The sequence below is a fragment of the Candidatus Kinetoplastibacterium crithidii (ex Angomonas deanei ATCC 30255) genome, assembly GCF_000319225.1.
In the GTDB taxonomy this organism is placed as follows: domain Bacteria; phylum Pseudomonadota; class Gammaproteobacteria; order Burkholderiales; family Burkholderiaceae_B; genus Kinetoplastidibacterium; species Kinetoplastidibacterium crithidii_B.
This window is the reverse complement of sequence record NC_019815.1, coordinates 671925-698473: the sequence shown is the minus strand read 5'-3', so window position 1 is coordinate 698473 and position 26549 is coordinate 671925. Positions and strand designations below refer to the sequence as shown.

24 protein-coding genes, 1 tRNA gene and 1 pseudogene are annotated in these 26549 nt (G+C 31.4%); 11 read left to right on the top strand and 15 right to left on the bottom strand.

Annotated elements, in window-relative coordinates:
* The first annotated feature begins 2 nt into the window (after positions 1-2).
* Positions 3-836 (top strand): bifunctional hydroxymethylpyrimidine kinase/phosphomethylpyrimidine kinase, encoded by an 834-nt coding sequence (gene thiD / locus CKCE_RS03330; protein WP_015238907.1) that lies wholly within the window; start codon positions 3-5, stop codon positions 834-836.
* 26 nt (positions 837-862) lie between these two features.
* On the opposite strand, the gene CKCE_RS03325 is transcribed toward thiD, so the two are convergent.
* Complete coding sequence (locus tag CKCE_RS03325) at positions 863-1744, bottom strand: Tim44 domain-containing protein (protein WP_225968701.1); 882 nt, start codon at positions 1742-1744, stop codon at positions 863-865.
* A gap of 436 nt (positions 1745-2180) precedes the next feature.
* Between CKCE_RS03325 and gshA the strand changes: the two genes are divergently transcribed.
* Complete coding sequence (gshA, locus tag CKCE_RS03320; RefSeq protein ID WP_015238905.1) at positions 2181-3767, top strand: glutamate--cysteine ligase; 1587 nt, start codon at positions 2181-2183, stop codon at positions 3765-3767.
* A 23-nt stretch (positions 3768-3790) separates the two neighbouring features.
* On the opposite strand, the gene CKCE_RS03315 is transcribed toward gshA, so the two are convergent.
* Positions 3791-3865, bottom strand: a tRNA-Arg gene (locus CKCE_RS03315).
* Between the two features lie 30 nt (positions 3866-3895).
* Between CKCE_RS03315 and CKCE_RS03310 the strand changes: the two genes are divergently transcribed.
* On the top strand, positions 3896-4777 hold the full coding sequence (locus CKCE_RS03310; protein WP_015238904.1) for an NAD(P)H-hydrate dehydratase: 882 nt from the start codon (positions 3896-3898) through the stop codon (positions 4775-4777).
* Here CKCE_RS03310 and priA read toward each other — a convergent pair.
* The 11 genes and pseudogenes from priA to CKCE_RS03255 all read right to left on the bottom strand — a co-directional run bounded on the left by priA (position 4774) and on the right by CKCE_RS03255 (position 15369).
* Positions 4774-6854 (bottom strand): annotated as a pseudogene (gene priA / locus CKCE_RS03305) (replication restart helicase PriA). The gene CKCE_RS03310 and the pseudogene priA sit on opposite strands and share 4 nt — an antisense overlap.
* 262 nt (positions 6855-7116) lie before the next feature.
* Positions 7117-8184, bottom strand: a complete 1068-nt coding sequence (gene hemE, locus CKCE_RS03300; RefSeq protein WP_015389047.1) for a uroporphyrinogen decarboxylase — start codon at positions 8182-8184, stop codon at positions 7117-7119.
* Between the two features lie 49 nt (positions 8185-8233).
* Positions 8234-8665 (bottom strand): F0F1 ATP synthase subunit epsilon, encoded by a 432-nt coding sequence (locus tag CKCE_RS03295; RefSeq protein WP_015238900.1) that lies wholly within the window; start codon positions 8663-8665, stop codon positions 8234-8236.
* 15 nt (positions 8666-8680) lie between these two features.
* On the bottom strand, positions 8681-10096 hold the full coding sequence (atpD, locus tag CKCE_RS03290; protein WP_015389046.1) for a F0F1 ATP synthase subunit beta: 1416 nt from the start codon (positions 10094-10096) through the stop codon (positions 8681-8683).
* Between the two features lie 30 nt (positions 10097-10126).
* Positions 10127-11020 carry a F0F1 ATP synthase subunit gamma gene (gene atpG, locus CKCE_RS03285; protein WP_015238898.1) on the bottom strand — a complete coding sequence of 298 codons (894 nt, stop codon included), beginning with the start codon at positions 11018-11020 and terminating at the stop codon, positions 10127-10129.
* 53 nt (positions 11021-11073) lie between these two features.
* Positions 11074-12615 (bottom strand): F0F1 ATP synthase subunit alpha, encoded by a 1542-nt coding sequence (gene atpA / locus CKCE_RS03280; RefSeq protein ID WP_015238897.1) that lies wholly within the window; start codon positions 12613-12615, stop codon positions 11074-11076.
* A gap of 30 nt (positions 12616-12645) precedes the next feature.
* Positions 12646-13185, bottom strand: a complete 540-nt coding sequence (locus CKCE_RS03275; protein ID WP_015238896.1) for a F0F1 ATP synthase subunit delta — start codon at positions 13183-13185, stop codon at positions 12646-12648.
* A 14-nt stretch (positions 13186-13199) separates the two neighbouring features.
* Entirely contained in the window at positions 13200-13670 is a 471-nt protein-coding gene (locus CKCE_RS03270) for a F0F1 ATP synthase subunit B (protein WP_015389045.1), read from the bottom strand.
* A 77-nt stretch (positions 13671-13747) separates the two neighbouring features.
* Positions 13748-13987: a F0F1 ATP synthase subunit C gene (gene atpE / locus CKCE_RS03265; protein ID WP_015238894.1), complete on the bottom strand. Its 240-nt coding sequence runs from the start codon at positions 13985-13987 to the stop codon at positions 13748-13750.
* 69 nt (positions 13988-14056) lie between these two features.
* Positions 14057-14938 (bottom strand): F0F1 ATP synthase subunit A, encoded by an 882-nt coding sequence (gene atpB, locus CKCE_RS03260; protein WP_015238893.1) that lies wholly within the window; start codon positions 14936-14938, stop codon positions 14057-14059.
* A 53-nt stretch (positions 14939-14991) separates the two neighbouring features.
* Complete coding sequence (locus CKCE_RS03255; protein WP_015238892.1) at positions 14992-15369, bottom strand: hypothetical protein; 378 nt, start codon at positions 15367-15369, stop codon at positions 14992-14994.
* 113 nt (positions 15370-15482) lie between these two features.
* Here CKCE_RS03255 and CKCE_RS03250 point away from each other — a divergent pair, with 113 nt between their 5' ends.
* Together CKCE_RS03250 and CKCE_RS03245 are read left to right on the top strand one after the other, a co-directional pair.
* Positions 15483-17285 carry a M61 family metallopeptidase gene (locus tag CKCE_RS03250; RefSeq protein WP_225968700.1) on the top strand — a complete coding sequence of 601 codons (1803 nt, stop codon included), beginning with the start codon at positions 15483-15485 and terminating at the stop codon, positions 17283-17285.
* On the top strand, positions 17275-17628 hold the full coding sequence (locus CKCE_RS03245) for a dihydroneopterin aldolase (RefSeq protein WP_015238890.1): 354 nt from the start codon (positions 17275-17277) through the stop codon (positions 17626-17628). Before CKCE_RS03250 ends, CKCE_RS03245 begins: the two co-directional genes overlap by 11 nt.
* Positions 17629-17655: 27 nt before the next feature.
* On the opposite strand, the gene mltA is transcribed toward CKCE_RS03245, so the two are convergent.
* Complete coding sequence (mltA, locus tag CKCE_RS03240) at positions 17656-18882, bottom strand: murein transglycosylase A (RefSeq protein ID WP_015238889.1); 1227 nt, start codon at positions 18880-18882, stop codon at positions 17656-17658.
* Between the two features lie 132 nt (positions 18883-19014).
* On the opposite strand from mltA, the gene rpe reads away from it, so the two are divergent.
* From rpe to trpC, 6 genes are all read left to right on the top strand, one after another.
* Positions 19015-19731 (top strand): ribulose-phosphate 3-epimerase, encoded by a 717-nt coding sequence (gene rpe / locus CKCE_RS03235; RefSeq protein ID WP_015238888.1) that lies wholly within the window; start codon positions 19015-19017, stop codon positions 19729-19731.
* Complete coding sequence (locus CKCE_RS03230; protein ID WP_015238887.1) at positions 19724-20344, top strand: HAD-IA family hydrolase; 621 nt, start codon at positions 19724-19726, stop codon at positions 20342-20344. The genes rpe and CKCE_RS03230 overlap by 8 nt, the downstream gene beginning before the upstream one ends.
* 277 nt (positions 20345-20621) lie before the next feature.
* Complete coding sequence (locus tag CKCE_RS03225) at positions 20622-22145, top strand: anthranilate synthase component I family protein (RefSeq protein WP_015238886.1); 1524 nt, start codon at positions 20622-20624, stop codon at positions 22143-22145.
* Positions 22146-22160: 15 nt separating this feature from the next.
* Positions 22161-22727 carry an anthranilate synthase component II gene (locus tag CKCE_RS03220; protein ID WP_015238885.1) on the top strand — a complete coding sequence of 189 codons (567 nt, stop codon included), beginning with the start codon at positions 22161-22163 and terminating at the stop codon, positions 22725-22727.
* Between the two features lie 12 nt (positions 22728-22739).
* Positions 22740-23774, top strand: coding sequence for an anthranilate phosphoribosyltransferase (gene trpD / locus CKCE_RS03215; RefSeq protein WP_041572061.1), 1035 nt, complete (start codon positions 22740-22742; stop codon positions 23772-23774).
* Positions 23767-24579, top strand: coding sequence for an indole-3-glycerol phosphate synthase TrpC (gene trpC / locus CKCE_RS03210; protein WP_015238883.1), 813 nt, complete (start codon positions 23767-23769; stop codon positions 24577-24579). Before trpD ends, trpC begins: the two co-directional genes overlap by 8 nt.
* Before the next feature lie 24 nt (positions 24580-24603).
* Here trpC and glmS read toward each other — a convergent pair whose 3' ends face one another.
* Positions 24604-26436: a glutamine--fructose-6-phosphate transaminase (isomerizing) gene (gene glmS, locus CKCE_RS03205; RefSeq protein ID WP_015238882.1), complete on the bottom strand. Its 1833-nt coding sequence runs from the start codon at positions 26434-26436 to the stop codon at positions 24604-24606.
* Positions 26437-26549: the final 113 nt, after the last annotated feature.

The following is a 26549-nucleotide window of genomic DNA, read 5'->3' as shown; positions in this document are numbered from 1 at the left end:
GAATGAACAAGATAAATATAGTTAATACTCTAAGTATAGCAGGGTTTGATACATCTGCAGGAGCTGGTACTCTAGCAGATGTAAAGACCATGAGTGCTCTAAATGTCTATGCCTGCGCTGTAATAACTGCAGTTACAGCACAAAATACATCTGGTGTACATGAAATATCATATATGCCTATAAACTTTATTTCCAAACAAATTGATACTATTTTTCAAGATGTCAACATCAATGCTGTTAAAATAGGAATGCTTGGAAACTCTGAGATTGCCTTAGCTGTAAAAGAAAGTCTGATAAAATGGAGCCCTGCCCACATAATATTAGATCCAGTAATGATATCTAAACATGGCGATTACTTACTAAAATCCAATGCTACAAAAACCCTAGTAGATCAATTGTTACCGTTATCTACTGTGATAACTCCTAATATACCTGAAGCAGCAATAATTATTGGAGAACCGCCAGCAGAAAACTTAGCTGATATGAGAATTACTATAAAAAAATTATATAATAAAATGATTAATAATAATTCTAATACAAATAACAAATGGGTAATTCTTAAGGGAGGTCATTTACCAGGAAATGAGATGGTTGATATGATCTTTAATGGTGAAAACATTGTCGAAATACCTGGAAAAAAAATACATACTAATAACACACATGGTACCGGCTGCACCTTATCAGCCGCTTTAACAGCTTTCATAGCTCAAGGAGAAAGCGTATTATCAGCAGCTGAAAAAGCTAAATTATTTCTGACTAACTCTATTAAAGCTTCAAATAGACTACAAGTCGGTCAAGGTTATGGTCCATTACATCACTTCCACAAATGGTTCTAATTATCAAACAAATTTGATTAAAATAATTATATGTTTTTTTGTTGAATTCCTGCTAATAACCATCCTGTGCTGTCATATTTCTGAAAACTCCATATTTCCTCAAAATATAAAAGATTCAAATCATTGCAATACTCTATATAACCAGAAAAACAAATACTAGCTAAATAACAATCATCCAATTTATTCATTGATAAAAATTTAGCTTCTACTTCTAAAACTTTAACAATAACTTCTGGCTGAGTATCAAATTGATTCTGAAGTTCTAATAACAATTCCTTTGTTAAATATTCTTTTAAATTATTCTGATCTCTTTTATTCCATATTTCTTGAATATAAATAAAAATTCTCTTTGCTTCATTTAAGAAACGATCTTTGTTAAACTCAATATTACTCTTTGTGACATCATAAAAATCATCAGAAATAACCCTAGCTTCCGATATGTCTTTACTATCTATTTTCCCATAATTGTGGTGATATCTATCTACTGTAAAATTCGTATCTGCTACCACTTGATTTACCAAAAATTTTGAAAAAAAATACTTTCTAATAACGTATATTACAATCCCTATAGCCAACATCCAAATCAATAAGTTAGTAAAAGCAGCAAAAAATAAATTGTTCATACCAAAAAATGAAAAAATAGCAGCTAGCCATAAACCACTTAAAATAGCACCTAATATACCTCTATCTTTTTTATTTATTACTTCTTTTTTTACTGAAGATTTATTATGATGGTTTGATTTATTAGAGTAATAAGTATTATTACGTATTTTACTAATATTTGAAAATTGCTTACCATAAGATCCTCCATTACCTATACGTCTTGCATCAGCATTAAAGGAAATTGAGAGAATCGAAAAACTAATAATAATTACCAACATAAATCTATTTAAATATAGTCTATACATAAAACATCCTAAAAACCCAAAACAAGGAACTTCATTATTATAATTAAATACTATGTGTTACTTTATAAGATAAAAACATATAAAAAATTAAAATTCATTATACAACATAAAATCTAATCAAATATTGCGAAAACAATCTAGACTAAAATATCTATTTAAAACCTAGAATAAAACTATTATTACCACTGATTTATTAATACAATATTTTGTATCAAAAGCTTTAAAATTCACCATTAGTAGCAATAAAAAATATCACTAAAAATAATTTATACACCGCAATAGAATCAAAATTCATGCTAGTACTTACAAATAGTGCTATGAAAAATATACATGCATATTATATTATGCGATAATAAAATTATAAGATTATTATCTTTATTATTTAGTTTCATAAAGTCAATCAACATCGAATATATTGTAAGAAAACAATCTCATAATGCATAATTCAAGAAATATATATTTTAAAGAGGCACTTTTAAATAAGCTAGATAGACTTACCACACAATCTAATATTTCAAATAAGATACTACGAGGTATTGAACGAGAAGGATTGCGTGTAGATAATAGTGGCAAGTTATCTTGTAAAAAGCACCCTGAAAAATTAGGTTCTCCTCTTACAAATGATAAAATAACTACTGACTATTCTGAATCTTTATTAGAACTTATTACTGGCACACATAATAATATAGATTCACTCATAAAAGAATTATTAGATACACATCGTTTTGTATATGAAGCAATGGAAGAAGAAAGACTATGGCATAATTCAATGCCACCATTGCTAATGCCAAATGAAGAAGATATACCTATAGCCTTCTATGGAAAATCGAATGCTGGCCTATTAAAACATATTTACCGAAAAGGTCTAGCTCATCGCTATGGAAAAACGATGCAATGTATATCTGGTTTGCACTACAACTTTTCAATTAGTGATGATGTTTGGAAAGCCATATATGATGATTCTAGAGCAATTACAAGTTCTCTTAAATCACATAGTTACTCTTCTTTAATAAGAAATTTTATAAGGTACTCTTGGTTAATACTGTATCTATTCGGATCATCACCAGCAATATCAAAAACATTTTTTAAACCAAATCATACTTGCAAATTAGATGTTCTTGATAATGAAACACTATATATGCCATATGCAACAAGTTTAAGAATGAGTGATATAGGTTATCAAAGTAAGGTACAAGAACAATTAAAAATATGTTATAACGACCTAGATGCGTTTATTGAAAAAATCACTTGGGGTTTAAAGACATCTTGGCCAGAATATGAATTAATAGGAACATATCAAAACAACGAATGGCTACAGTTAAATACTAATATTTTACAAATAGAAAATGAGTATTATTCCAGCATAAGACCAAAATGTACTGTCAAAAATGGCGAAAGACCAATAAATGCACTAAAAAAAAGAGGCATAGAATATGTAGAGATTAGATGTCTTGATATAGATCCTAATGCCAGCATAGGCATATCAAAGGATACTTGTTTGTTCCTAGATGCTTTTTTATTATTTTGTGCTGTAGATGAAAGCCCGCTTTTTCATGAAAATGCAGACTGCAAACATTATTATGATAACTTTATAAAAGTATCTACACATGGCAGAAAACCTAAACTCTTATTAAATAATAAGAGAAGTATTTCCTTGGTAGAATGGGGAAATGAAATAATAGATAAAATAAAACCTTATGCTGAGCTACTGGATAAAGACAATCCTGGTGAATTACATAGCAAAGCCCTACAAACACAGCTTAAAAAAGTTAATAATGTAGAACTGACTCCTTCTTTCGATATGTTAAATCAAATGCAGAAAAATAGGAAAAACTTACATGAATATACTCTTGATAAAAGCAAGCAACATTACGAGAATATAATGAAACACAAGATAAGCAAAGAAACTCTGACTGAATACCAGAATCATTCTGCGGACTCAATTAAATTACAAGAAAATATAGAGAAAAATGAATCTGGCAGTCTCGAAAATTATATATTAAATAGCTTGGAACTTTACTAGATATAATCATATTCTAAATAATATGGCGCATCCGACAGGAATTGAACCTGTATCAAGAGCTTCGGAGGCCCTCATTCTATCCTTTGAACTACGGATGCTTTTAAAGATATTTATATATTAGCACTATTATGAGTAATATTTCCTCTAAAGAAATAATTATTAAATATGTAGAACCGAAAAATCTACAAAACATATTTAAAAAAAGAGAAAAGAATAGCCATAAAGGAGATTTTGGAACTATATCAATAATAGGAGGCAACCGTGGAATGGAAGGATCAGTATTATTGGCTGCACGAACAGCCATAAAAATAGGATCAGGTAAAGTGTTAATAGGTTTTACGCAAAAAAATATACCTATCACTGTTGATTTAATTCAACCAGAGCTTATGTTGCAAACTGCTAATCAAATACTAAAAAAATTTTTAATAAAAATTGACACATGGATTATAGGATGTGGTATGGGGCAAAATAATATTTCTAATAATATTCTACATAAAGCTCTAAGTTATATAGAAAATAAGAATATTGTGTTAGACGCAGATGCCCTTAATATTATTTCTGAACAAAATACGATATACAAAAACTCTTCTAATACTATAATTATGACACCACATCCTAGTGAAGCAGCTAGACTACTAAAATGCACTACGAAAGAAATCCAATCAAATAGAATAAAATCAGCTAAAAAAATTAGCAAAATATACAATTCATGGACTGTATTAAAAGGATTTGAAACAATTATATCTAGCCCAAATGGAGATATATTAATTAACACTAGTGGTAACCCAGGATTAGCATCTTCTGGTACAGGTGATGTATTAGCTGGAATGATAGGAAGTTTTTTAGGACAGTCTAATGATATACAACAAGCAATTTCTGGAGCTGTATGGCTACATGGCAAAGCTGCTGAACATTTAGCTTCTATACACAAGGGACCTATCGGAATGACAGCTAGCGAACTTGCTGAAGCAGCACGTGAAATACTTAACCAACATAGTTATCAAAACTAGATTTCCAAAGGATCAACTTCTAAATGCCATCTAATTTTACTACTTTGATTAGCAGAAATATTAGGTATTAATAATCTCAAAAAACTTAATAGGGTAGATCTAGCACTACTTTCTATTAATAACTGAGCCCTTTCTACATTAGAAATCTTAACCAGTCTTGCTGGCAATGGCTCATAACAAATTATTTGATTTCTTTTTGCAAATTTTTGAAGAATATCATTCTTAATAGAAAAATTGATTTTTTCCAAAAAACTCATTGAAATATCAATTTTTTTAGATTCAACTGTCAAAAGAGCTTGGAAAATATAAGGTGGTAATAAAGTTTTCTTTCTTTCTTCTAAAAGAGTATTGGCAAAACCTACGTAATCATATTTAATTAACGACTGATATACTAAATGATCTGTAAAAGATGTTTGTATAATAACTTCAGCATCATCAAGATGACGACCTGCCCTTCCTGAAACCTGCATTAATTGAGAAAATAAACGCTCTGACGACCTAAAATCTTGTGAAAATAACATCGAATCAGAATTAATAACACCAACAAGACTAACCATAGAAAAATCATGACCTTTTGTAACCATTTGTGTTCCTATTAAAATATCTACTTCCCCTCCATGAACAGCTGATAACAATAAATTGACACTGCCCTTATTCTTTGTTGTATCAGAATCTATTCTAACAATTTTAGCTTCTGGAAAAATTGAAAAAAGGGTTTCTTCAATTTTCTGAGTGCCAAAACCTATAGTTTTTAAATCTTGGTTTCCACAATCAGGACAAATCTTCGGAATATGAGAATGATAACCACAATGATGACAATGTAGTTCATAATGATTATTGGGATAGCTATGTATAACAGTATAAACGCTACATCTAGGACAATTGCTAATCCAATTACAAGCATAGCAATAGAAAACGGGAGCATAACCTCTTCTATTAATAAATATTAAAGATTGTTCTTTTTTACTTATTCTAACTTTTATAGCTTCTATAAGTTCATCTGTTAGAACACTAGAGAATAATATATTTTTAGTGTCAACTAACCTTATAATAGGCATTTTTATATTCTTTACTCTTTTATCTAGAGATATTAGTAAGTAACGATTATTATTAACATGATTCCATGTTTCTAGAGAAGGAGTAGCAGAACCTAAAATTATTGGAATATTTAAATCTTTAGCTCTCCAGATAGCAACATCTCTAGCTGAATATTTTAGTCCATTTTGCTGTTTATATGATATATCATGCTCTTCATCTATAATTATTAACCCAAGATTATTCATAGGAGCAAATATAGCCATACGCGTCCCTAAAACAACTCTTGCTTGTGATTTTTGAATTCTAGACCAAGATCTTACTCTTTCTTGAATAGACAAACCACTATGAATAACAACTATTTCCTCTTGTTTAATTAAATTATCCAAATATGATCTTACTGCATTTTCTAATTGTGGAGTAAGGTTTATCTCTGGAACAAGGAATAGAATTTGTTTCCCAATATTAAGAAATGATTTTGCACTATTAAGATATACTTCTGTTTTACCTGAGCCAGTTACACCATGTAACACAACAACCCTGAAAGCATCTAATGAAATAATTTTATTTATAGCCTCTTGTTGCTGATTATTTAGCTGATATGTAGACTCTTTTGAAGACAAATTATACTGTGTAGTTTTTAAGTTTGCTCTTACAACAGGACTTAACTTAACTTTTTTTTACCTTGGTAAGCAGAAAAATTCCTTAATGGGGCAGGAATAACAGAATAAATAACATCACCTAAAGATCGTTGATAATATTCTGAAGTAAATTTTATTAACCTCAACCAATCACTACTAAATGGAGGTAAATCACCCAATACTTCTATTACCATCTTCATTTGCGATAGTTCAAAAGATGGTTGTAATAAATAACCACATACTACACCTATTATAGTTCTCTTACCAAAGGGAACTATAACTCTTGATCCTAGTAGTATTTTTTCCTTACTTTTATATTCAAAAACACTCCCCATAGGAGATCTAATAGCCACTTTTAACCAAAAATAACCGCCCACATCATTGTCTTGATTATTTTGCATAAATATAATTAATTTTTATCATAGAAATCTATCTTTAAGATAAAACCTATATTATTACAAATTATTCTAATGTTAATAAATCTGTTAATAACTTTGTGGAAAAATGTTTTGACAATATTGAAATATATTATATATAAAGAACAGGCCTTCAAAAAACCATTAAAAAACATAATGTTATGTGCATTTCTTTAAAACTATATTTTATAAAGACTCAATATAAGACAAAATAACCTGTGGATAAATATCAAAATACTTATAAATATCAAACATGATATTGTCTACTATAGGAATGTATTTCATTAACAAGGTCTAATACTAATTCATGTGGCGTATCCTTATTCATACCATGACCAAGATTAAATATATGACCTGCAGATTCTCCAACCATTCCAAAAGAATCTATTATTCTTCTAGCCTCAGAAATAACCGACTTATGACTACCTAACAGAACCATAGGATCCATATTGCCCTGTATAGCAACACTATCCAGTGATTTATCTCTAGCTTCCCTCAAATTTATAGTCCAATCAACACCAATAGCATCACAGCCACTACTAGATATATCTTTAATCCAAACAGCTCCACCTTTTGTAAAATGAATAATTGGAATTATATTACCATTACGTTGCCTATTAATTTTTGAGAATATTTTTTTGTTATAATCTAATGAAAAAACTTTGAAAGCCTCATCAGATAATATCCCACCCCAACTATCAAACAACATGATAGCCTGAACACCAGCCTCTATCTGCGAGTTTAAATATTGGATTATAGACTCTGTATTTACTTCTAATATTTTATGTAATAAATCAGGCCTAGAATATAACATGGTTTTTATAGTCTTATATTCTTTACTACTTTGACCTTCAACCATATAGCAAGCAAGAGTCCAAGGACTACCAGAAAAACCTATAAGAGGAACTTTACCATCTAATTCTTTATTAACTAAACGTATAGTATCAAAAACATAATTTAAATCATTAAGATCAGGTACTGTCAATTTTATGATGCTTTCTTCATTATTAGTTGGATGAGAAAATATTGGACCATGATTTTCTAGAAAATTTAGACCTAACCCCATAGCATGAGGTATAGTTAAAATATCTGAAAATAATATAGCAGCATCTAGAGGATATCGCTCTAAAGGCTGCAAGGTCACTTTACAAGCATACTCTGGATTTGTCACTAAGTTCATAAAAGAACCAACTTGTTTACGAACTTTTCTATACTCAGGCAAATATCTACCAGCTTGTCTCATAAACCAAACTGGAGTATAAGGAACAGATTTTCTCAATAAAGAGCGCAAAAAGTAATCGTTTTTCAGAATCATCTAATACCTTAATAGAAAATTATCAACAAATTAACTAACAAATAATATACTAATATTTATTAGAGTTATTGCTACCATATATGCGAGCAGCACGAGTTTGCGCAACTAAAACATTCAGCTCTGCTTCCACAACTGCAATATCTGATTTATTTTTCGCATTACGCAAAGTTTCTTCTGCTCTTCTCCTTGCTTCTGTAGCTCTTGCCTCATCTAAATTGCTTGCCCTAATAGCCGTATCAGTTAATACAGTAACCTCATGAGGTTGAACTTCTAATATACCTCCAGCAACAAATATATTATGATCTTTACCATGCTCATCAACAACCTTAATGACTCCTGGACGAACTAATGAAATTAGTGGTGTATGACCAGGTAATATTCCTATAGAACCAGAATCAGCAGGCAAAAGAACAAAACTAGCATGACCTGCATACATTGATTCTGTAGCACTAACTATATCAACATACATCAATTTAGACATAATATGAACTCATAATTATTTGTTAGATTTAATAGCTAATTTATCTGCTTTTTCTATAGCCTCATCAATAGAGCCTATCATATAAAATGCTTGCTCCGGCAAAGCATCGCATTCTCCGCTAACTATCATTTTAAAACCTCTTATTGTTTCTGATAAAGGTACATACTTACCAGGAGAACCAGTAAAAACCTCAGCCACATGAAAAGGCTGTGATAAAAATCTCTGTATTTTTCTAGCTCTAGCGACTATACCTTTATCTTCTTGAGATAGCTCATCCATACCAAGAATTGCTATAATATCCCTTAGCTCTTTATATCTTTGAAGAATTTGTTGTACACTTCTTGCTACAGAGTAATGCTCCTCACCAACAACTTGAGGATCCAATTGACGACTAGTCGAATCAAGTGGATCAACAGCAGGATAAATACCGAGTGCAGCTATATCTCTTGATAAAACAACTGTTGAATCTAAATGCTGAAACGTAGTAGCAGGAGAAGGATCTGTTAAATCATCTGCCGGCACATAAACAGCCTGTATGGATGTTATAGAACCTGTTTTTGTAGAAGTTATTCTTTCTTGCAATCTACCCATTTCTTCTGCAAGAGTAGGTTGATAACCTACCGCGGAAGGCATTCTACCTAACAAAGCCGATACTTCAGTTCCAGCAAGAGTATAACGATATATATTATCTACAAAAAATAAAATATCACGCCCTTCATCACGAAACTTTTCTGCGATAGTAAGACCAGTCAAAGCAACTCTCAATCTATTACCAGGAGGCTCATTCATCTGTCCAAATACCATAGATACCTTATCTAACACATTGGACTCTTCCATTTCATGATAAAAATCATTGCCTTCTCTTGTACGTTCACCAACACCAGCAAAGACAGATAAGCCACTATGTTGTTTTGCTATATTATTAATTAACTCCATCATATTAACTGTCTTGCCAACACCTGCTCCACCGAAAAGGCCTACTTTACCACCTTTAGCAAATGGACAAACCAAATCAATTACCTTAATACCTGTTTCTAATAATTCTATTGAAGGAGATAATTCTTCAAAAAGAGGAGCTTCTCGATGTATAGGACGTCTTTCTACATGAGATATAGGCCCAGCCTTATCAATTGGTTCTCCAAGAACATTCATAATGCGACCCAATGTACCATCTCCGACAGGAACAGAAATAGGTGCGTTAGTCCTAGAAAATCTCATTCCTCTCCGCAAACCATCACTAGACCCTAAAGCAATAGTCCGAACTATACCATCACCTAATTGTTGCTGTACTTCTAAAGTCAAATTATTTTCTATAAAAGTATTGCTTTCTTCCACTAAAACCAATGCTTCATATATACCAGGTATCTGATTTTTAGGAAACTGGACATCAACCACTGCTCCTACACATTGAACGACAATTCCGTTACTCATTATCCTTCCTTAATTTTTAACATTTATCCATTAGACAGCAGCCGCGCCGCCAACAATTTCGGATATCTCTTTAGTAATAGCTGCTTGTCTTGTTTTATTATAAATAGTCTGTAAGTCATCTATGACTCTTTTACCATTATCAGAAGCAGCTTTCATTGCCACCATCCTAGCAGATTGTTCAGATGCCATATTTTCTACGACAGCTCTATAAATTAATCCTTCTACATATCGATTTAAAAGCTCATCTATTACAGTTTTTATATCTGGCTCATAAATATAATCCCAACTATAAATACTATCATTGTTACATAATGATGAATCTAGCTCATATGGATCTTTCAAATCATTAGATAGAGGTAATAATTTCAGCAATACAGGAACTTGCTTCATAGTATTTACAAACTTGGTGGTTGCTATATATAAGACATCAATCTTGCCTTCCATATAAGCACTAATTTGCACTTTAATAGCTCCTAATAACCTATTCAAATCAGGGGTATCCCCAAGCTGCACCTCTTCAGATAAAAGGTTAACACCAATACGAGTCAATAAATTGAGTCCTTTTTGACCGAATGCAGTTGCATATACATCAATATTTTCCTGATTAAATTCTTTAATCTTTGACAAAACTAAACGACCTATATTCGTATTTAAACCACCACACAAACCTTTATCAGTAGAGATTAAAATTAAACCAGCTGAGCCAACATCCCTCTCTAATAAGAATGGATGTGAATACTCTGGGTTAGCCTGCATCAAATGAGCAGCAATTCTACACAACTTACTAGCATAAGGCCTGAATACAAGCATTCTATCTTGAGCTTTCCTCATCTTAGATGCAGCTACCATTTCCATAGCTCTAGTAATTTTACGAGTATTTTGCACACTTTTAATCTTAGTGCGAATTTCCTTAATTCCAGGCATTAAAAACTTCCAATCTAAAATATAAATTAAATTACAAGAAAAAATTCTTATAGCTAAAAAACAATATTTTGCTTGAACTCTTTAACAGCCTCAGTCAAAGCATCTTCATCATTCTTAGACAAATCGCTAGATTTTTCTATTTGGTTAATAAGAGTAGCAAAGTTGGTTTTTAGAAAATCCTTCAATAATTTTTCAAAAACCAAAATTCTATTTACATCTACATCATCTAGAAAACCTTTGGTTACACAAAATAGCGAAACAGATTGTTCCCATACTGAAAAAGGTTGATATTGTTGTTGTTTTAATATTTCCACAACTCTCTTTCCTCTTTCCAACTGTCTACGAGTTGCATCATCAAGATCAGAAGAAAATTGGGAAAAAGCTGCTAATTCTCTATACTGAGCCAAATCAGTTCTAATACCACCTGATAATTTCTTAATTACCTTAGTTTGTGCTGCTCCACCAACCCTAGATACTGATATACCAGCATTAATAGCAGGTCTTACACCAGAATTAAACAAATCAGTTTCTAAAAATATTTGGCCATCAGTAATAGAAATAACATTAGTAGGAACAAAAGCAGACACGTCACCAGCCTGAGTCTCAATTATAGGTAATGCTGTTAATGAACCAGTCTTACCTTTTACAACACCATTAGTAAATTTTTCTACATACTCAGACCTAACTCTAGAAGCTCTTTCTAGCAATCTAGAATGCAAATAAAAAACATCACCAGGATAAGCTTCTCTACCAGGAGGTCTTCTTAAAAGAAGAGATATCTGCCTATAAGCCCATGCCTGCTTAGTAAGGTCATCATAAACTATCAAAGCATCATCACCTCTATCTCTAAAATATTCCCCCATAGTGCATCCTGCATAAGGAGCTATATACTGCATAGCAGCTGAATCAGACGCTGTAGCAACAACTATAATTGTATATTCTAATGCTCCATATTCCTCAAGTTTTCGGACAACATTATTAATAGAAGAAGCTTTTTGTCCAATTGCCACATAAATACAGGTAACATTTTTACCTTTTTGATTTATAATTGCATCAATCGCAACACTTGTTTTACCTGTTTGTCTATCACCAATAATAAGTTCTCGCTGCCCTCTACCTATTGGAACCATAGAATCTATAGACTTAATACCTGTTTGCATAGGTTGAGAAACGGTATATCTATCAATAACACCAGGAGCTACTTTTTCTATAACATCTGTCTCAGAAGCATTTATAGGTCCTTTACCATCAATTGGCTCTCCCAATGCATTAACTACTCTTCCTCTCAGTTCAGGACCAACTGGAACTTCTAGAATACGACCTGTGGTTCTCACCTGGTCACCTTCTGATATTTTGGTATAATCACCAAGAATTACGGCTCCGACAGAATCACTCTCAAGATTAAGAGCCAACCCCACTATGTTATTAGGAAATTCAATCATTTCCCCTTGCATAACGTCAGACAACCCATAAATACGAGCGATGCCATCTGTCACGGAAACTACTGTACCACTTGTGCGAATGCTAATAGAAGCATCCATACCCTCTATTCTGTTTTTAATAAACTCACTAATTTCTGAGGGGTTGAGCTGCATAATAACTCCTGGAATATATCAATTTTTATTTTATATAGCTAAAAGTGTATTTTTTAGCTCATCTAGCTTATTCTTTATAGACGCATCTAAAATTCTGTCTCCGACAACAACCTTCACGCCACCTATCAAAGATTTATCTATTAAAACCTGAGGTCTTAACTTTAAATTGAATTTTGATTCAAAAATTGAAATCATATGATTAACCTGCTCATCAGAAACTTGAAAAGCAGTAAAAATTTTGGCTAATGCCACACCTTCATGTTCGTCTTTGAGTTCTTTTAAAAAGAATAAAATTTGAGGAACAATAACAAATCTCTTCCTTTCTAAAAGCTCTTTAATAAGAGTACTTTTTTTACTTGTTCTTTCTAGTGACAATAGCTCCAAAAACAAATCAAGTTTTATAGATTTTTCAAAATCAGGATGATCTATAAATTGAAAAAAACAATCATTAGACATTAATGAAGAAATATCTTCAAGAAAACAAATCCAATTTTCTAACGAATTGTCTTTTTGCGCTATGACAAAAAGTGCTTCAGCATAAGATTTTGCTGTTATTGAAAAATCTGTCATAAAAAACCTAAAATTTAAAGCCGAGCCTCAAGGTTATCTAATATTTCTTTATGCTCTGCAATATTAACTTCTCGCATCAGAATTTGCTCAACTCCTTTTATAGAAAGAAGAGCAATATCCTTCCTTAATTCATCTTTAGCATGACACAAAACAGCTTCAACATCATTTTGTGCCTGAGACAAAATCCTAGCTCTTTCCAATTCAGCATCATTACGAGCTTGCTCTAATATTCTAACTACCTGTTTTTCAGCGTTAGAAATACGAGCTTGAGCCTCTTTTTTTGCCTCATCAGACATTTGTTTAACCTTCTCATTAATTGCAGAAAGACTATTAACACCTTTCTCAGCAGCTAATAACCCATCTGCTATCTTTTGACGACGTTCATCAACAGCACTAATAAGATGAGGCCAAACAAAACGCATTGTCACCCAACCAAAAATAAAAAATACAACCATTTGGAAAAAAATCGTCGCATTTAAATTCACGTTATCTCATCTCCAAAAACAATATACAAAATAGCTAAGTAAAAATACTAGCGATTTAAAATTTTTTAATGAAAAAACTAAACGAATGGATTTGCAAAAGCAAACAACATAGAGACACCAACACCAATCAGGAATGCAGCATCTATAAGACCAGCAAGCAAGAACATCTTTGTTTGTAAAGCATTCATCAATTCTGGTTGACGAGCAGATGCTTCAAGATATTTTCCACCCATGATAGCAATCCCAATACAAGCCCCAATAGCTCCCAATCCAATAATAAAAGCACAAGAAATAGCAACGAAAGCTGCATTTGTCATGATAACTCCTTTTTAATATACAAAAAAATTAAACTCATAAAAAATAAAAACGACTTAACAAAACCATAACTAATGACTTTCATACGCTTGACCTATATAAACAAGCGTTAACATCATAAAAATAAAGGCCTGCAGAACAACTATAAGTATATGAAACATGGCCCACAAAGAACCTGCTAATATATGAGCAAAACCTAGAGAACAACTCATAAAATTTAAACCAGTCCAAGAGCCACCTAACAAAGCTATTAACATAAATATTAATTCTCCAGCAAACATATTACCAAATAACCTCATTCCAAGAGAAACTGTCTTTGCAAGATACTCAATTACATTTAGTGCAAAATTTGCTGGAGCTAAAAACAATAAACCAAAACCTTTAGAATGAAATGGTGATGTAAACATACCTTTAATAAAACCCACTAAACTCTTTGATCTAATACTGTAATATATTACAAGCAACAGAACACCCATCGACATACCTATAGGAATATTTATATCTGCTGTCGGTAATATCCTATGATAATAGAATAAATCATTGTGACTTAAACCAAGACCCATAATGTTAAAAATTTTTGACATCAAATCAACAGGCAGGAAATCTAAAGAGTTCATAATCAAAACCCAAAGAAATACAGTCATAGCCAACGGAGATACGAAGACTCTACTTCTTTCATCTGGCAAAATAGAAACCGCTTGTTGATCGACCATATCTAAAATTATTTCAACAAAAGCTTGAAATCTACCTGGAACACCAGAAGTTGCTCTTCTTGCAACCAATAGCAATAGACCAACTACTAACGATCCCATCAAAATAGACCAGAACAATGAATCAAAATTAATTACATTAAACTGTACTATAGAACCTTGTGGTTCTCCAATACTATTCATATGAACTAAATGATGTTGAATATATAAAGATTGTGGAGATATATCACCTTCAGATAGCATATTCTAACCTTATTATTTCTATAAATAATCAATCTTATTAAAAAGATAATAAACTAATAACTATACAAATACTTACAAAGCATCTGCACTAAAAAACTTTTAGAAACACACCCTAAACTAAAAATGTAAGCATACCATACTAAACAATCACAAAATAGATATGAAAACATACATACCAAAAAAACAGAAAAAAACATCTTTACAAAAAGACCAAGCAAAAACAAATAATCAGAATAAATATTAAAAAAACTATTGGTAATGTTACAATGAAGCATGAAAAATAAACTTGGTATAGAGTAACTCAATCCTCCAAGCAAAGATGAAAAACCAAGATTAGCACTTTTAATAAAAAAACTTGCAGCGACAAAAAATGTAAAAAATAATTGAAATAAAACTACTTCTTCCATAGAAGCTTTTTCTATATATTTCATTTCACAAACAACCTACTTGTAATATTTTTAAACACCAACATTCCACTTAATAAGTTTTAAATAAATTATTCATGAAAGTATATAACAAATAGAAAACTAAATTAAATATGTTAATGACTAAAGATAGAAAATTACCAGATAATTTTGTATTATACAACATAGAAATTTTTGATTTATATGGGCATAGATACAAAGTTACAATAAACCTGAATGATACAAAAAATAAACAGATTGTATATATCCCAAGATGGATACCTGGAAGTTATGTTATAAGAGATTTTTCTAGCAACATAGAACAAATTAAAGCCTTTTCCCAGAAAAAACCTCTTGCAATAACTAAATTAGACAACAGTACTTGGATAATAGATGAATGCCAAGACCATGTTCAAATAGAATATATAGTGTATGCTTATGACGATTCCGCAAGAGGAGCTTATCTTGACGCAAATAGAGCTTTTTTTAACGGCACTAGCGTATTTTTATGCATAGATAACTTAGAACATCTACCTTGCATAGTAAATATTAACTTAGCAAACCAATGCAAAGAAAAACAGTGGCAAATATACACAAGCTTGCCAAAAATCAATGATATCAAAAACCAAACTAATGAAAATCAATATAATACCTATATTGCAAATTCTTATGACACTTTAATTGACTCTCCCGTAGAAATTGGGACTCCAACCACTTGTGAATTTCTTTCATTTGGTACAATTCATAAAATAGTTTTCTCTGGTCCTTTATCAAAGATAGATACAAAAAAAATATCTAGAGACATAAAGAAGATTTGTGAAGAACAGATTTCTTTCTTCGACCCCACTACTAAAACACCTCCTTTCATAGATAACGGAAATATTTTCATTTTTATAATAAACTTAAATGATAACTATTTTGGAGGAATTGAACATAGATCATCAACTGTTATTAGCACAAAAAGAAAATTCTTACCTACAACAAATATTGCAAAACAACCAAAAGAATATAGTGAGTTCTTAAGCTTAATAAGCCATGAATATTTTCACTCATGGCTTATTAAGAGAATCAAACCAGCCTCTTTCATAAAATATGACCTAAAAAAACCAACACTAACAAATTTATTATGGATATTTGAAGGTTTTACTTCTTATTACGAGGATATATTTCTATTAAGATGCAAACTAATAAATAAAAATTATTACTTAAATACATTAGCAGAAAAAATTAATAGAACAATAAATTATCCAGGAAAATATAAACAAACTTTAGAAGAAAGCTCTTTTGATGCATGGATTAAATTCTATAAACAAAATGAAAACTCTATAAACTCAACTGTAAACTATTATGAAAAAGGTTCTTTGATAGCCTTTGGAATAGATACTGAAATTCGAAAACAATCAGAAAACAAATATTCTTTAGACGATCTTATGAGATTTTTATGGCAAAAATATGGTAAGGATTTTTATATTGATAAACAAAAAGGAATGTCTAACGACGATATTGTAAAAGACACAAAAGAATCAACAGGAGTAGATATTAGTTATATTATTAATAAATATGTCAAAGATACTGACGACATACCAATCGATCAATGGTTAAATTACTATGGATTAAGATTAGAATGCATAAATAAATTACAACCTGTATTACAAATAAATACATTCGATCAAGAAGGCAAAGTCATAGTAAAGAATGTTATAGATAATGGACCATCATATAATGCTGGAATATCTTCCGGTGATATTTTGATAGCAATTAACAATATAAGATTAGATTCCACTCAAGATCTTATAGATATAGTTAAATTAAACAAAATAGGGGATGAAATATTAGTTCATTTATTTCACCTCAATGAATTAATATCTGTGACAGTAAGATTAGAAACTGCAGATAAAATCTATAAGATAAAAAACACAGGAAAACCAACAAATGACATATAGAAATATTAGCATATCCAATTTAACTGTAGAAACAAGTATAGGAATATTGGAACATGAGATTAACAAAAAACAAACAATAGTAATAAATGCCAATTTTAATGTAAAACATAAAGATATATCAGATGACAACGACATTAAATCTATCTTAGATTATAGAGAACTAAGGAATATCATAATAGAAGAAACAACTAAACAACATATTAAATTGGTAGAGACTCTTTTAGATAAAATCAAAGACCAAATAATCAAAAGATTTCCAGAAATAGAATCATTAAATATTAAAATTGAAAAACCAATGGCTTTTCAAGATTGCTCGATAGGTGTAGAAATACACTACCCTTAAAAAATAAGTTACTACAAATAATATCTACTAATTAAAAAATGAAGACCATTTTTTCTTGGGCCATAAAATCCACATTCTATAAGCATAGTCCGTAGTATTTGCATTCTCGGTAGCCTTGTATCCTGAACCCCAAAAAAAATCAGCCCTATCTATACCTTTAATCAGAGATCCTGTATCTTGAGCAAAAACTGTCCCATATAGAAAATTATTAGAGTTTGATGAATGCTTAGTTGAAAAAAATATCGGCGTCCCTAAAGGTATGAACTTACTATCTACTGCAATTGACCTCCTAGGAGTAAGTTCTATACCATAGGACCCAATAGGACCAACACAAATATTTGATTCATTACTCTCATGAAAAAATACAACTCTTGGATTCTTGTTAATCACATCTTTTGTTTTCATTGGATTTTCTGCCATCCATTTTTTAATATTCTTATATGACGGATTAATTCCTTCATTCTTTGACAACCAATTGCCAATTGATACAAATGGATACCCATTACTTGAAGCATAACCAACTTTGATATATTTTCCATTATCTGGGCCATCTTGCAACAAAATTCTTCCAGAACCTTGAATGCCAATGAAAACACTGTCAAATGGATTATCCAGCCAAACTATTACTTGTAATTCTTCAATTCTATTCCCTAATTGCTCCCTAGAATCATAAGGGATAATCTTGTCACCTGATAATTTACCTCTAATAACCATACCTTTTAAATCAGAGTTAAACAACCCCAGATCTATAGTTATCAAGTCATCAGGAACACCAAATATTGGCCATTGATAATTACCAGTCCTATGACGAGATCCTTTAAAAGAAGGTTCACAATAACCTGTCATTTTACAATCAACCATTTTATTATTAAAAGTAAAAGCACATGGATCTAGATATTTCTCAAAAAATTTCCTAATAGATTTGTTGTCTTTATTTTCAGAAGAATTCTCAAACTCAAAAGCTGCCTTACACACTGGGGCCCATACCTCCGCAGACGCAACTCTATGAATACCTTTGCAATCTCTATTTTTAATAATACAGCTACAGTTTTTTAAAAAAACATTCCAAACAGTTAAAAAATCGTCATCAACCCAACTTGGTAGTTGATTCCAGGATACAGGTGTAAAACTAGCTAATGACTCATTATATTTTTCGCCACTTAAAATTAATTCATCTTTTGCAAATACATTTCTTCCAAAAATTACAAAAAATATTACAATTATAAAGATTCGATAATTTTTGTTATATATCATATAAAAACTCGAACAATTAAAAATACATCACTAATTACATGCCAATTAATTTATAATATCTAAGTATATAAATATTGTCTAATTGCTGTATAAAACATATATGTGAACGTAAATAATAAATTTGAGACTTAAATGAATACAAATAATCTACCTGCTTTGATAACTCCCAGCATCTTATCTGCTGATTTCTCAAAACTAGGTGAAGAAATACGACAAGTAACCGGTGCTGGAGCAGACTGGATACATATAGATGTTATGGACAATCATTATGTACCTAATCTAACAATTGGACCAATGGTTTGTAAGGCAATAAAAAAAATCGCGAAAATACCGCTTGATATTCATCTCATGGTAGAAAATGTTGATTTGCTTATCCCTGAATTTTCTAGATCAGGTGCTGATATTATTACAATACATCCAGAAACATCGAAACACTTAGACAGAACCTTATCTCTAATTAAAGACTGTAACTGCAAAGCAGGATTGGCTCTCAATCCTGCCAGTAATTTGCAAGTCTTGGATTATATAATGGATAAAATTGATTTAATACTCGTCATGTCTGTAAATCCTGGATTTGGTGGGCAAAAATTTCTACCAATGTCTATCAAAAAAATTAAAGATGTTCGCACAAAAATAGATGAATGGTCTTTAAAAGATGGTCATAATTTCATTATGCTACAAGTTGATGGCGGAGTTAATATTGATAATATAGCAAAAATTCGTTCTGCAGGAGCAAATGCTTTTGTATCAGGATCAGCAATCTTCGAATCTGGCAATTACAAAGAAACTATTAATGCCATGAAAATGGAAATTCAAAAATCTGATGATTTAAAATTAAATTATGAATAAAATTTCATCTGTGTTACTAGATCTAGATGGAACACTAATAGACTCATTACTAGACATAACTGATTCTATTAATTATATGAGAAAAGATTTAAAATTAACAAATTTACCTGCACATATAATAAAGGGTTTCATAGGAAAAGGCATTGATAATTTAATAAACAAATCATTATATGATTACCCCTATAGCAAAAACAACATACTTGACAAAAAATATACCTTCAACAAAGCAAAAGATTTATTTTCCAGATACTACTGTAATTGCAATGGAAGTAAAACTGTTTTATATCCAGGAGTTTTAGAAGGCTTAAATAAGCTAAAACAGGAACAACTGTCATTATCTATAGTAACAAATAAGCCCACGAAACCTACTCTTCAAATTTTACAAAAACTAAACCTCTCTCATTTATTCTCTTACGTAATTTGTGGTGACACATGCCAACATTGCAAACCAGAACCAGATCAACTATTATTTGCATGTAAACAACTTAACACTACACCTGAAAAAACAATTATGATAGGTGACTCTAGTAATGATGTCATGGCAGCTAGAGCTGCTAACGTAGCAGCAGTTTTAGTATTGCCTTATGGCTATCATAATAAAAAAATATTTTAGAATTATACGCAAATGATGTAATAGAAGACTTGACAAAAGCATCAGAATGGATACATTCTTATAATAATTTACATTATTACAATTTATGAACAATCAATAGCAAAATTATGAATTGCAAACATAGACAAAATATCAATACTAATTGTTGGCTTTGGTGGCACTACTGCCCCGGGTTAGTCTTTGCTTGAAAATTGAATTATATTTTTGCGTTATCAAATATATAAAACCCGGAACCAAATGATTGTCCGGGTTTTTTTTATTCATTCTAAGGAAAATTATGACAGAAATAGAATTTAAGTCCCTCGTTGCCCAAGGCTTTAATAGAATACCACTTATTTCAGAAATATATGCAGATTTAGATACACCTCTATCTCTTTACCTCAAGTTAGCCCATTCTGGACCTAAAGCAGGGAAAATGAGTTGCCTTATGGAATCGGTGATAGGAGGGGAAAGATTTGGCAGATACTCCTTTATAGTCTTGCCTGCAGAAACAATAATAAGATCTAGCGGAACCACTACAGAGGTTGTGACAAATGGTAAAGTAGTTGAAACATATGAAGGAGACCCTCTCAAATTTATTGAACAATACCAATCTAGATTCAAAGTAGCATTACAAACTGATATGTTACGTTTTTGTGGAGGATTAGCAGGATATTTTGGATATGATACAGTTAGACATATAGAACCTTGTTTAGGTATGCCTAAAAAATCATTCCCGGCAGGAATGGAAGAAGGTACACCAGACATAATGCTGCTTCATGTTGATGAATTAGCAGTAGTCGACAATATTGCTGGTCGAATATATCTGATAGTTTATGCTGATACTAACAAAACAGAAAGCTATTCTAAAGCTCAAAAAAGATTACAAGAATTAAAACAACAACTTAAGAAAAATATAGAAATACCATACAGTCGTTGTAGTATGCAAACATCTGAAGAAAGAGACTGCGGATCAGAAAAATATTTGGAAATGGTAAAGAAAGCAAAAGAATATATTGCTGCAGGTGACATTATGCAAATAGTTCTAGGAAAAGTCATAGCAAAACCTTATAGAGATGCTCCATTGTCTTTATACAGAGCACTAAGATCTTTAAATCCATCTCCTTATATGTATTTTTGGAACTTTGATGATTTTCAAGTAGTAGGTTCATCACCAGAAATATTGGTAAGACAAGAAAATGTGTCAGACAGCAATGGAAAAAACAAATCACAAGTCACCATTAGGCCACTAGCAGGTACCAGAAAACGAGGATCAAATCCAGCACAAGATATTGAACTAGAAAAAAATCTAAAATTAGATACTAAAGAAATAGCAGAACATGTAATGCTAATAGATCTTGCAAGAAGCGATATCGGTAAGATAGCAGAAATCGGATCCGTAAAAGTTACTGATAAAATGTCTGTAGAAAGATATTCTCATGTTATGCATTTAGTATCTAATGTATCTGGATATTTAAAACCTGGTATGACTAGCATGGATGTGTTAAAAGCTTCTTTTCCAGCAGGAACACTAACAGGGGCTCCAAGAATAAGAGCAATGGAAATAATTGATGAATTGGAACCTGTACGTAGAGGAGTATATGGTGGAGCTGCTGGATATCTAAGCTACGGTGGTGAAATGGATCTTGCCATAGCAATAAGAACAGGGATAATAAAAAATGGAATATTATATGTACAATCTGCTGCAGGTATAGTTGCAGACTCTGATCCAGAACTTGAGTTGGCAGAAACAGAAGCAAAATCACGTGCCATTTTACGTGCGGCTGAACAAGTTCAAAATGGTTTAGATGAACCCTTCTAATTAAATGGAAAAAATATGTTATTAATGATTGATAATTACGATTCTTTTACTCATAACTTGGTTCAATATTTTGGTGAACTGGGTGAAGAAGTTTGTGTCTTTAGAAATGATCAAATTACTCTAAAAGAAATACATTCTTTGAATCCTAGCAAGATTTGTATTTCTCCTGGTCCATGTGCTCCTTCTCAAGCGGGCATATCAATTCCATCTATATTAGAGTTTGCTGGAAAAATACCTATACTTGGTGTATGTTTAGGACATCAAGCAATTGGAGAAGCATATGGAGGAACCATTATCCGAGCTCCGAAAGTCATGCATGGTAAAACTGTGCAAATTAATCATAATGGAAAAAATATCTTTGAAAAGATTCCTTCACCATATACTGCCATAAGATATAACTCTTTAACTATAGACCCAGATACTTTTCCTGATTGTCTAGAAATAACAGCTAGAAGTGAAGATGGAGACATTATGGGAGTATGCCATAAGGAGCTAGCTGTATTTGGAGTTCAATATCACCCAGAATCTATTCTAAGTGAATATGGATATGATCTATTACAGAATTTTCTTAAAATTAATTAATTGGTGATAAATGTGACTATTTCAATTACTGAAGCATTAACTCGCTGCATAGAACATCGTGAAATTTTTCATGATGAAATGTTATATCTTATGCAACTTATGATAAAAGGAGAAATTTCCCCTCAAATTGCAAGTGCTTTACTCATAGGATTACGTGTTAAAAAAGAAACTATAGATGAAATAACTGCTGCTGCACAAGCTCTAAGAAGTTTTTCTCTATCGGTGCCTTTTGCAAATAAAGATGACATATTAGATATGTGTGGAACTGGAGGAGATAATAGTAATACTTTTAATATATCTACTGCTGCAATGTTTGTTGCTGCTGCAGCTGGAGTTAAAATTGCAAAACATGGAAACAGAAGCGCCTCTTCTTCATCCGGTAGCGCAGACGTTCTAGAACAATTAGGTGCCAATATATCATTAAATCCTCAACAAGTCATAGAGTGCCTAGAAAATACAGGAATAGGATTTATGTTTGCTCCTTTACATCAAAAGGCTATGAAAAACATAGCAAACATAAGAAAAGAATTAGGAGTTAAAACTATTTTCAATATTCTTGGTCCTCTTACAAATCCAGCTAGAGCTAGCAATCAATTAATGGGAGTATTCCATCCAGATCTAGTAGGAATACAGGTACGAGTATTACAAAAATTAGGATCAAAGCATGTTTTAATTGTGTATGGAAAAGAAGGCATGGATGAAGCAGCTCTCGGAAGTTCTACTATGATTGGAGAATTAAAAAATGGATCTATACACGAATATGAAATACATCCAGAAGATTTTGGGATGACAATGATTTCAAATAGAAATATTAAAGTAAACAATAGCATAGAATCTTGCGAACTGATCTTAGAAGCTCTAAATAATGTAGAAGGTGCTGCCCGTGATATAGTTGCTCTAAATGCTGGCCTAGCAATATATACTGCCAATAAATCATCTGACATAAAGCATGGTATTCTTATGGCATTTGAAGCAATAAAAAACAATTCAGCAAGAGAAAAACTAGAAGAATTCTGTAGTTATACAAGGAAATTTGAAAATGAATGATCTTCTTAAAAAGATAATAGATGTAAAAAAAGATGAAATATTGGCATCTAAAAAAAATTGCAATGAACAAGAACTATTATTAAAAATTAATAATAACGATATACGCTCTTTTGAAAAAGCAATTCATAAAAAAATCCAAAATGGGTATCCTGCTATTATAGCAGAAATAAAAAAAGCTTCTCCTTCTAAAGGTATTTTAAGTAAAAATTTTAACCCCTCATTATTTGCAACCAGTTATGAGGAAAACGGTGCTGCCTGTATATCTGTATTAACAGACCAACAATTTTTCCAAGGTTCTTCAGAATATTTAAAACAGGTCAAATCAGCTTGTTCATTACCAATACTTAGGAAAGACTTTATAATTGATGACTATCAAATATTAGAATCAAGAGCAATGGGAGCAGATTGCATATTACTTATAGTCTCAGCACTAGAAAAAAATAAACTTTATGAATTAGAAAATATAGCACTAGAACTAGGAATGGATGTTCTAGTCGAAACACATAATTTAAAAGAAGTTGAAATAGCCTTAAATCTAAAAACTCCTTTGATTGGAATTAATAATAGAAATTTAAGAAATTTTAAAACTGATATAAAAATTACGATAGACCTCATTAACTTTATACCAGAAGACAAAATTATAATCACAGAAAGTGGCATAAATTCACCAGAAGATTTGAAATTTATGAGAGAAAATAAAGTTAACGCATTTTTAATAGGAGAATATTTCATGAAATCAGATAACCCAGGAGAACAGCTGAAAACACTATTATCAAATAACATTGCAAAAACAAATTACATTTAATCCTATATAATAATGCAAGAGTATCTACTCAACTGTAACACTTTTTGCTAAGTTTCTTGGCTTATCTATATCAGTTCCTAATATTAGAGCTGTATGGTAAGCCAAAAGCTGTAATGGAACAGTATATAAAATTGGCGATATCATTCCATAATATTCTGGCATATGGATAACGTTAATACCAGAATCATTTGAAATGGTACTACCCTTATCAGCAAGAACATATAAATTACCACCCCTAGCCCTTACTTCCTGCATATTAGATTTTAACTTTTCTAGCAATCTATCACTAGGTGCTACTACTACTACAGGCATATGTTCAGATACTAATGCTAATGGACCATGTTTTAATTCTCCAGCAGGATAGGCTTCTGCATGAATATAAGTAACCTCTTTCATTTTGAGAGCTCCTTCTAAAGCAATAGGATAATGTCGACCTCTACCTAAAAAAAGTGAGTTACCTTTGTGAGCAAAATATTTAGCCCACTCCATAATAAGCGGCTCCAAAGAAAGAACAGAGCCAATGGCAGAAGGTAAGTGACGCAAATCCCTACAATAAGCAACTTCTTGTTCTTTTCCTAAAATAGAACGATATCTTGCTAATGTAATGGATAGCAAAAACAGAGCAGTTAATTGTGTAGTAAATGCTTTTGTAGATGCAACGCCTATTTCAATACCCGCCTGTGTAATATAGCTAAAAGAGCATTCTCTAACAATTGCACTATTATTCATATTACAAATAGCCATAGTATTTTTTAAACCAAGACTCTTAGCATGCTTTAATGCAGATAAAGTATCTGCTGTTTCTCCTGATTGAGAAATTGCTAGAACAAGCGTGTTTGGATTAGGCACGCTATCACGATAGATATACTCACTTGCGATCTCGACATCAACTCTTATTTTAGCTAAAGACTCTATCCAGTATTTAGCAGTCATACCTGCATAATAACTTGTTCCACAAGCAACTATTAAAACAGAATCTATGTTGTTAAACAAATCATAATAATCTTGACCAAAAAAATCGTGAGAAAGATTATCAACATTGTGTAAAGTATCTGCAACAGCTCTGGGTTGTTCAAAAATTTCTTTTTGCATATAATGTCGATACTTACCAAGATTTGGAGTTGCTATAATATTATTCACAGAATGTTTATATCTTTCTACATAACTACCATTAGAATCTATAATATTAATAGACTTTCTTTTTAACTCAACTATATCCCCATCTTCTAAATATATTAGGTCTTTTATTTTATCAGATATGGCTAAAGAATCTGAAGAAAGATAATTCTCATCAACACCGATACCTATTATTAAAGGTGATCCTTGTCTAGCACCTATAATCCTATCTGGCTCATTCGAACAAAAAACAGCAATAGCATATGATCCTTTTAAAAGCTTAGTAACATTAAGTACAGTTCTAAAAATATCACCATCATAAAAATCGTTTAATAAGTGAGCTAAAACTTCTGTATCCGTTTGACTCTCAAAATCATAACTATCCTTGTCTAAGCTATTACGAAGTTCTTCATAATTTTCTATAATACCATTATGAACTAAGGCTATAGTAGGTTTACCAAACTTGTCTCTTGAAAAATGGGGGTGAGCATTATACTTAGAAGGTATTCCATGAGTAGCCCAACGAGTATGAGCCAGTCCTATACAACCATCAAATCGACAATCTAATAATTGTTTTTCTAAATCAGAAACTCTTTTCATGCTCCTGACTCTAGTTAATTCTCCATCTTTAAACAAAGCTATCCCACAAGAATCATAACCACGATATTCCAAGCGCAATAATCCTTCAGTAAGCGTGAACGCTATATTACGATAAGAAATAGCACTAACAATACCACACATACAAACTCCCTCAAAACAACCTTGTTAATTTAATGCTTAAGATTTTTCTATATAACTAATAGAAATCATTTTATAAAATTAAATTTGCATAAACAATCAAACTATCTAACTCA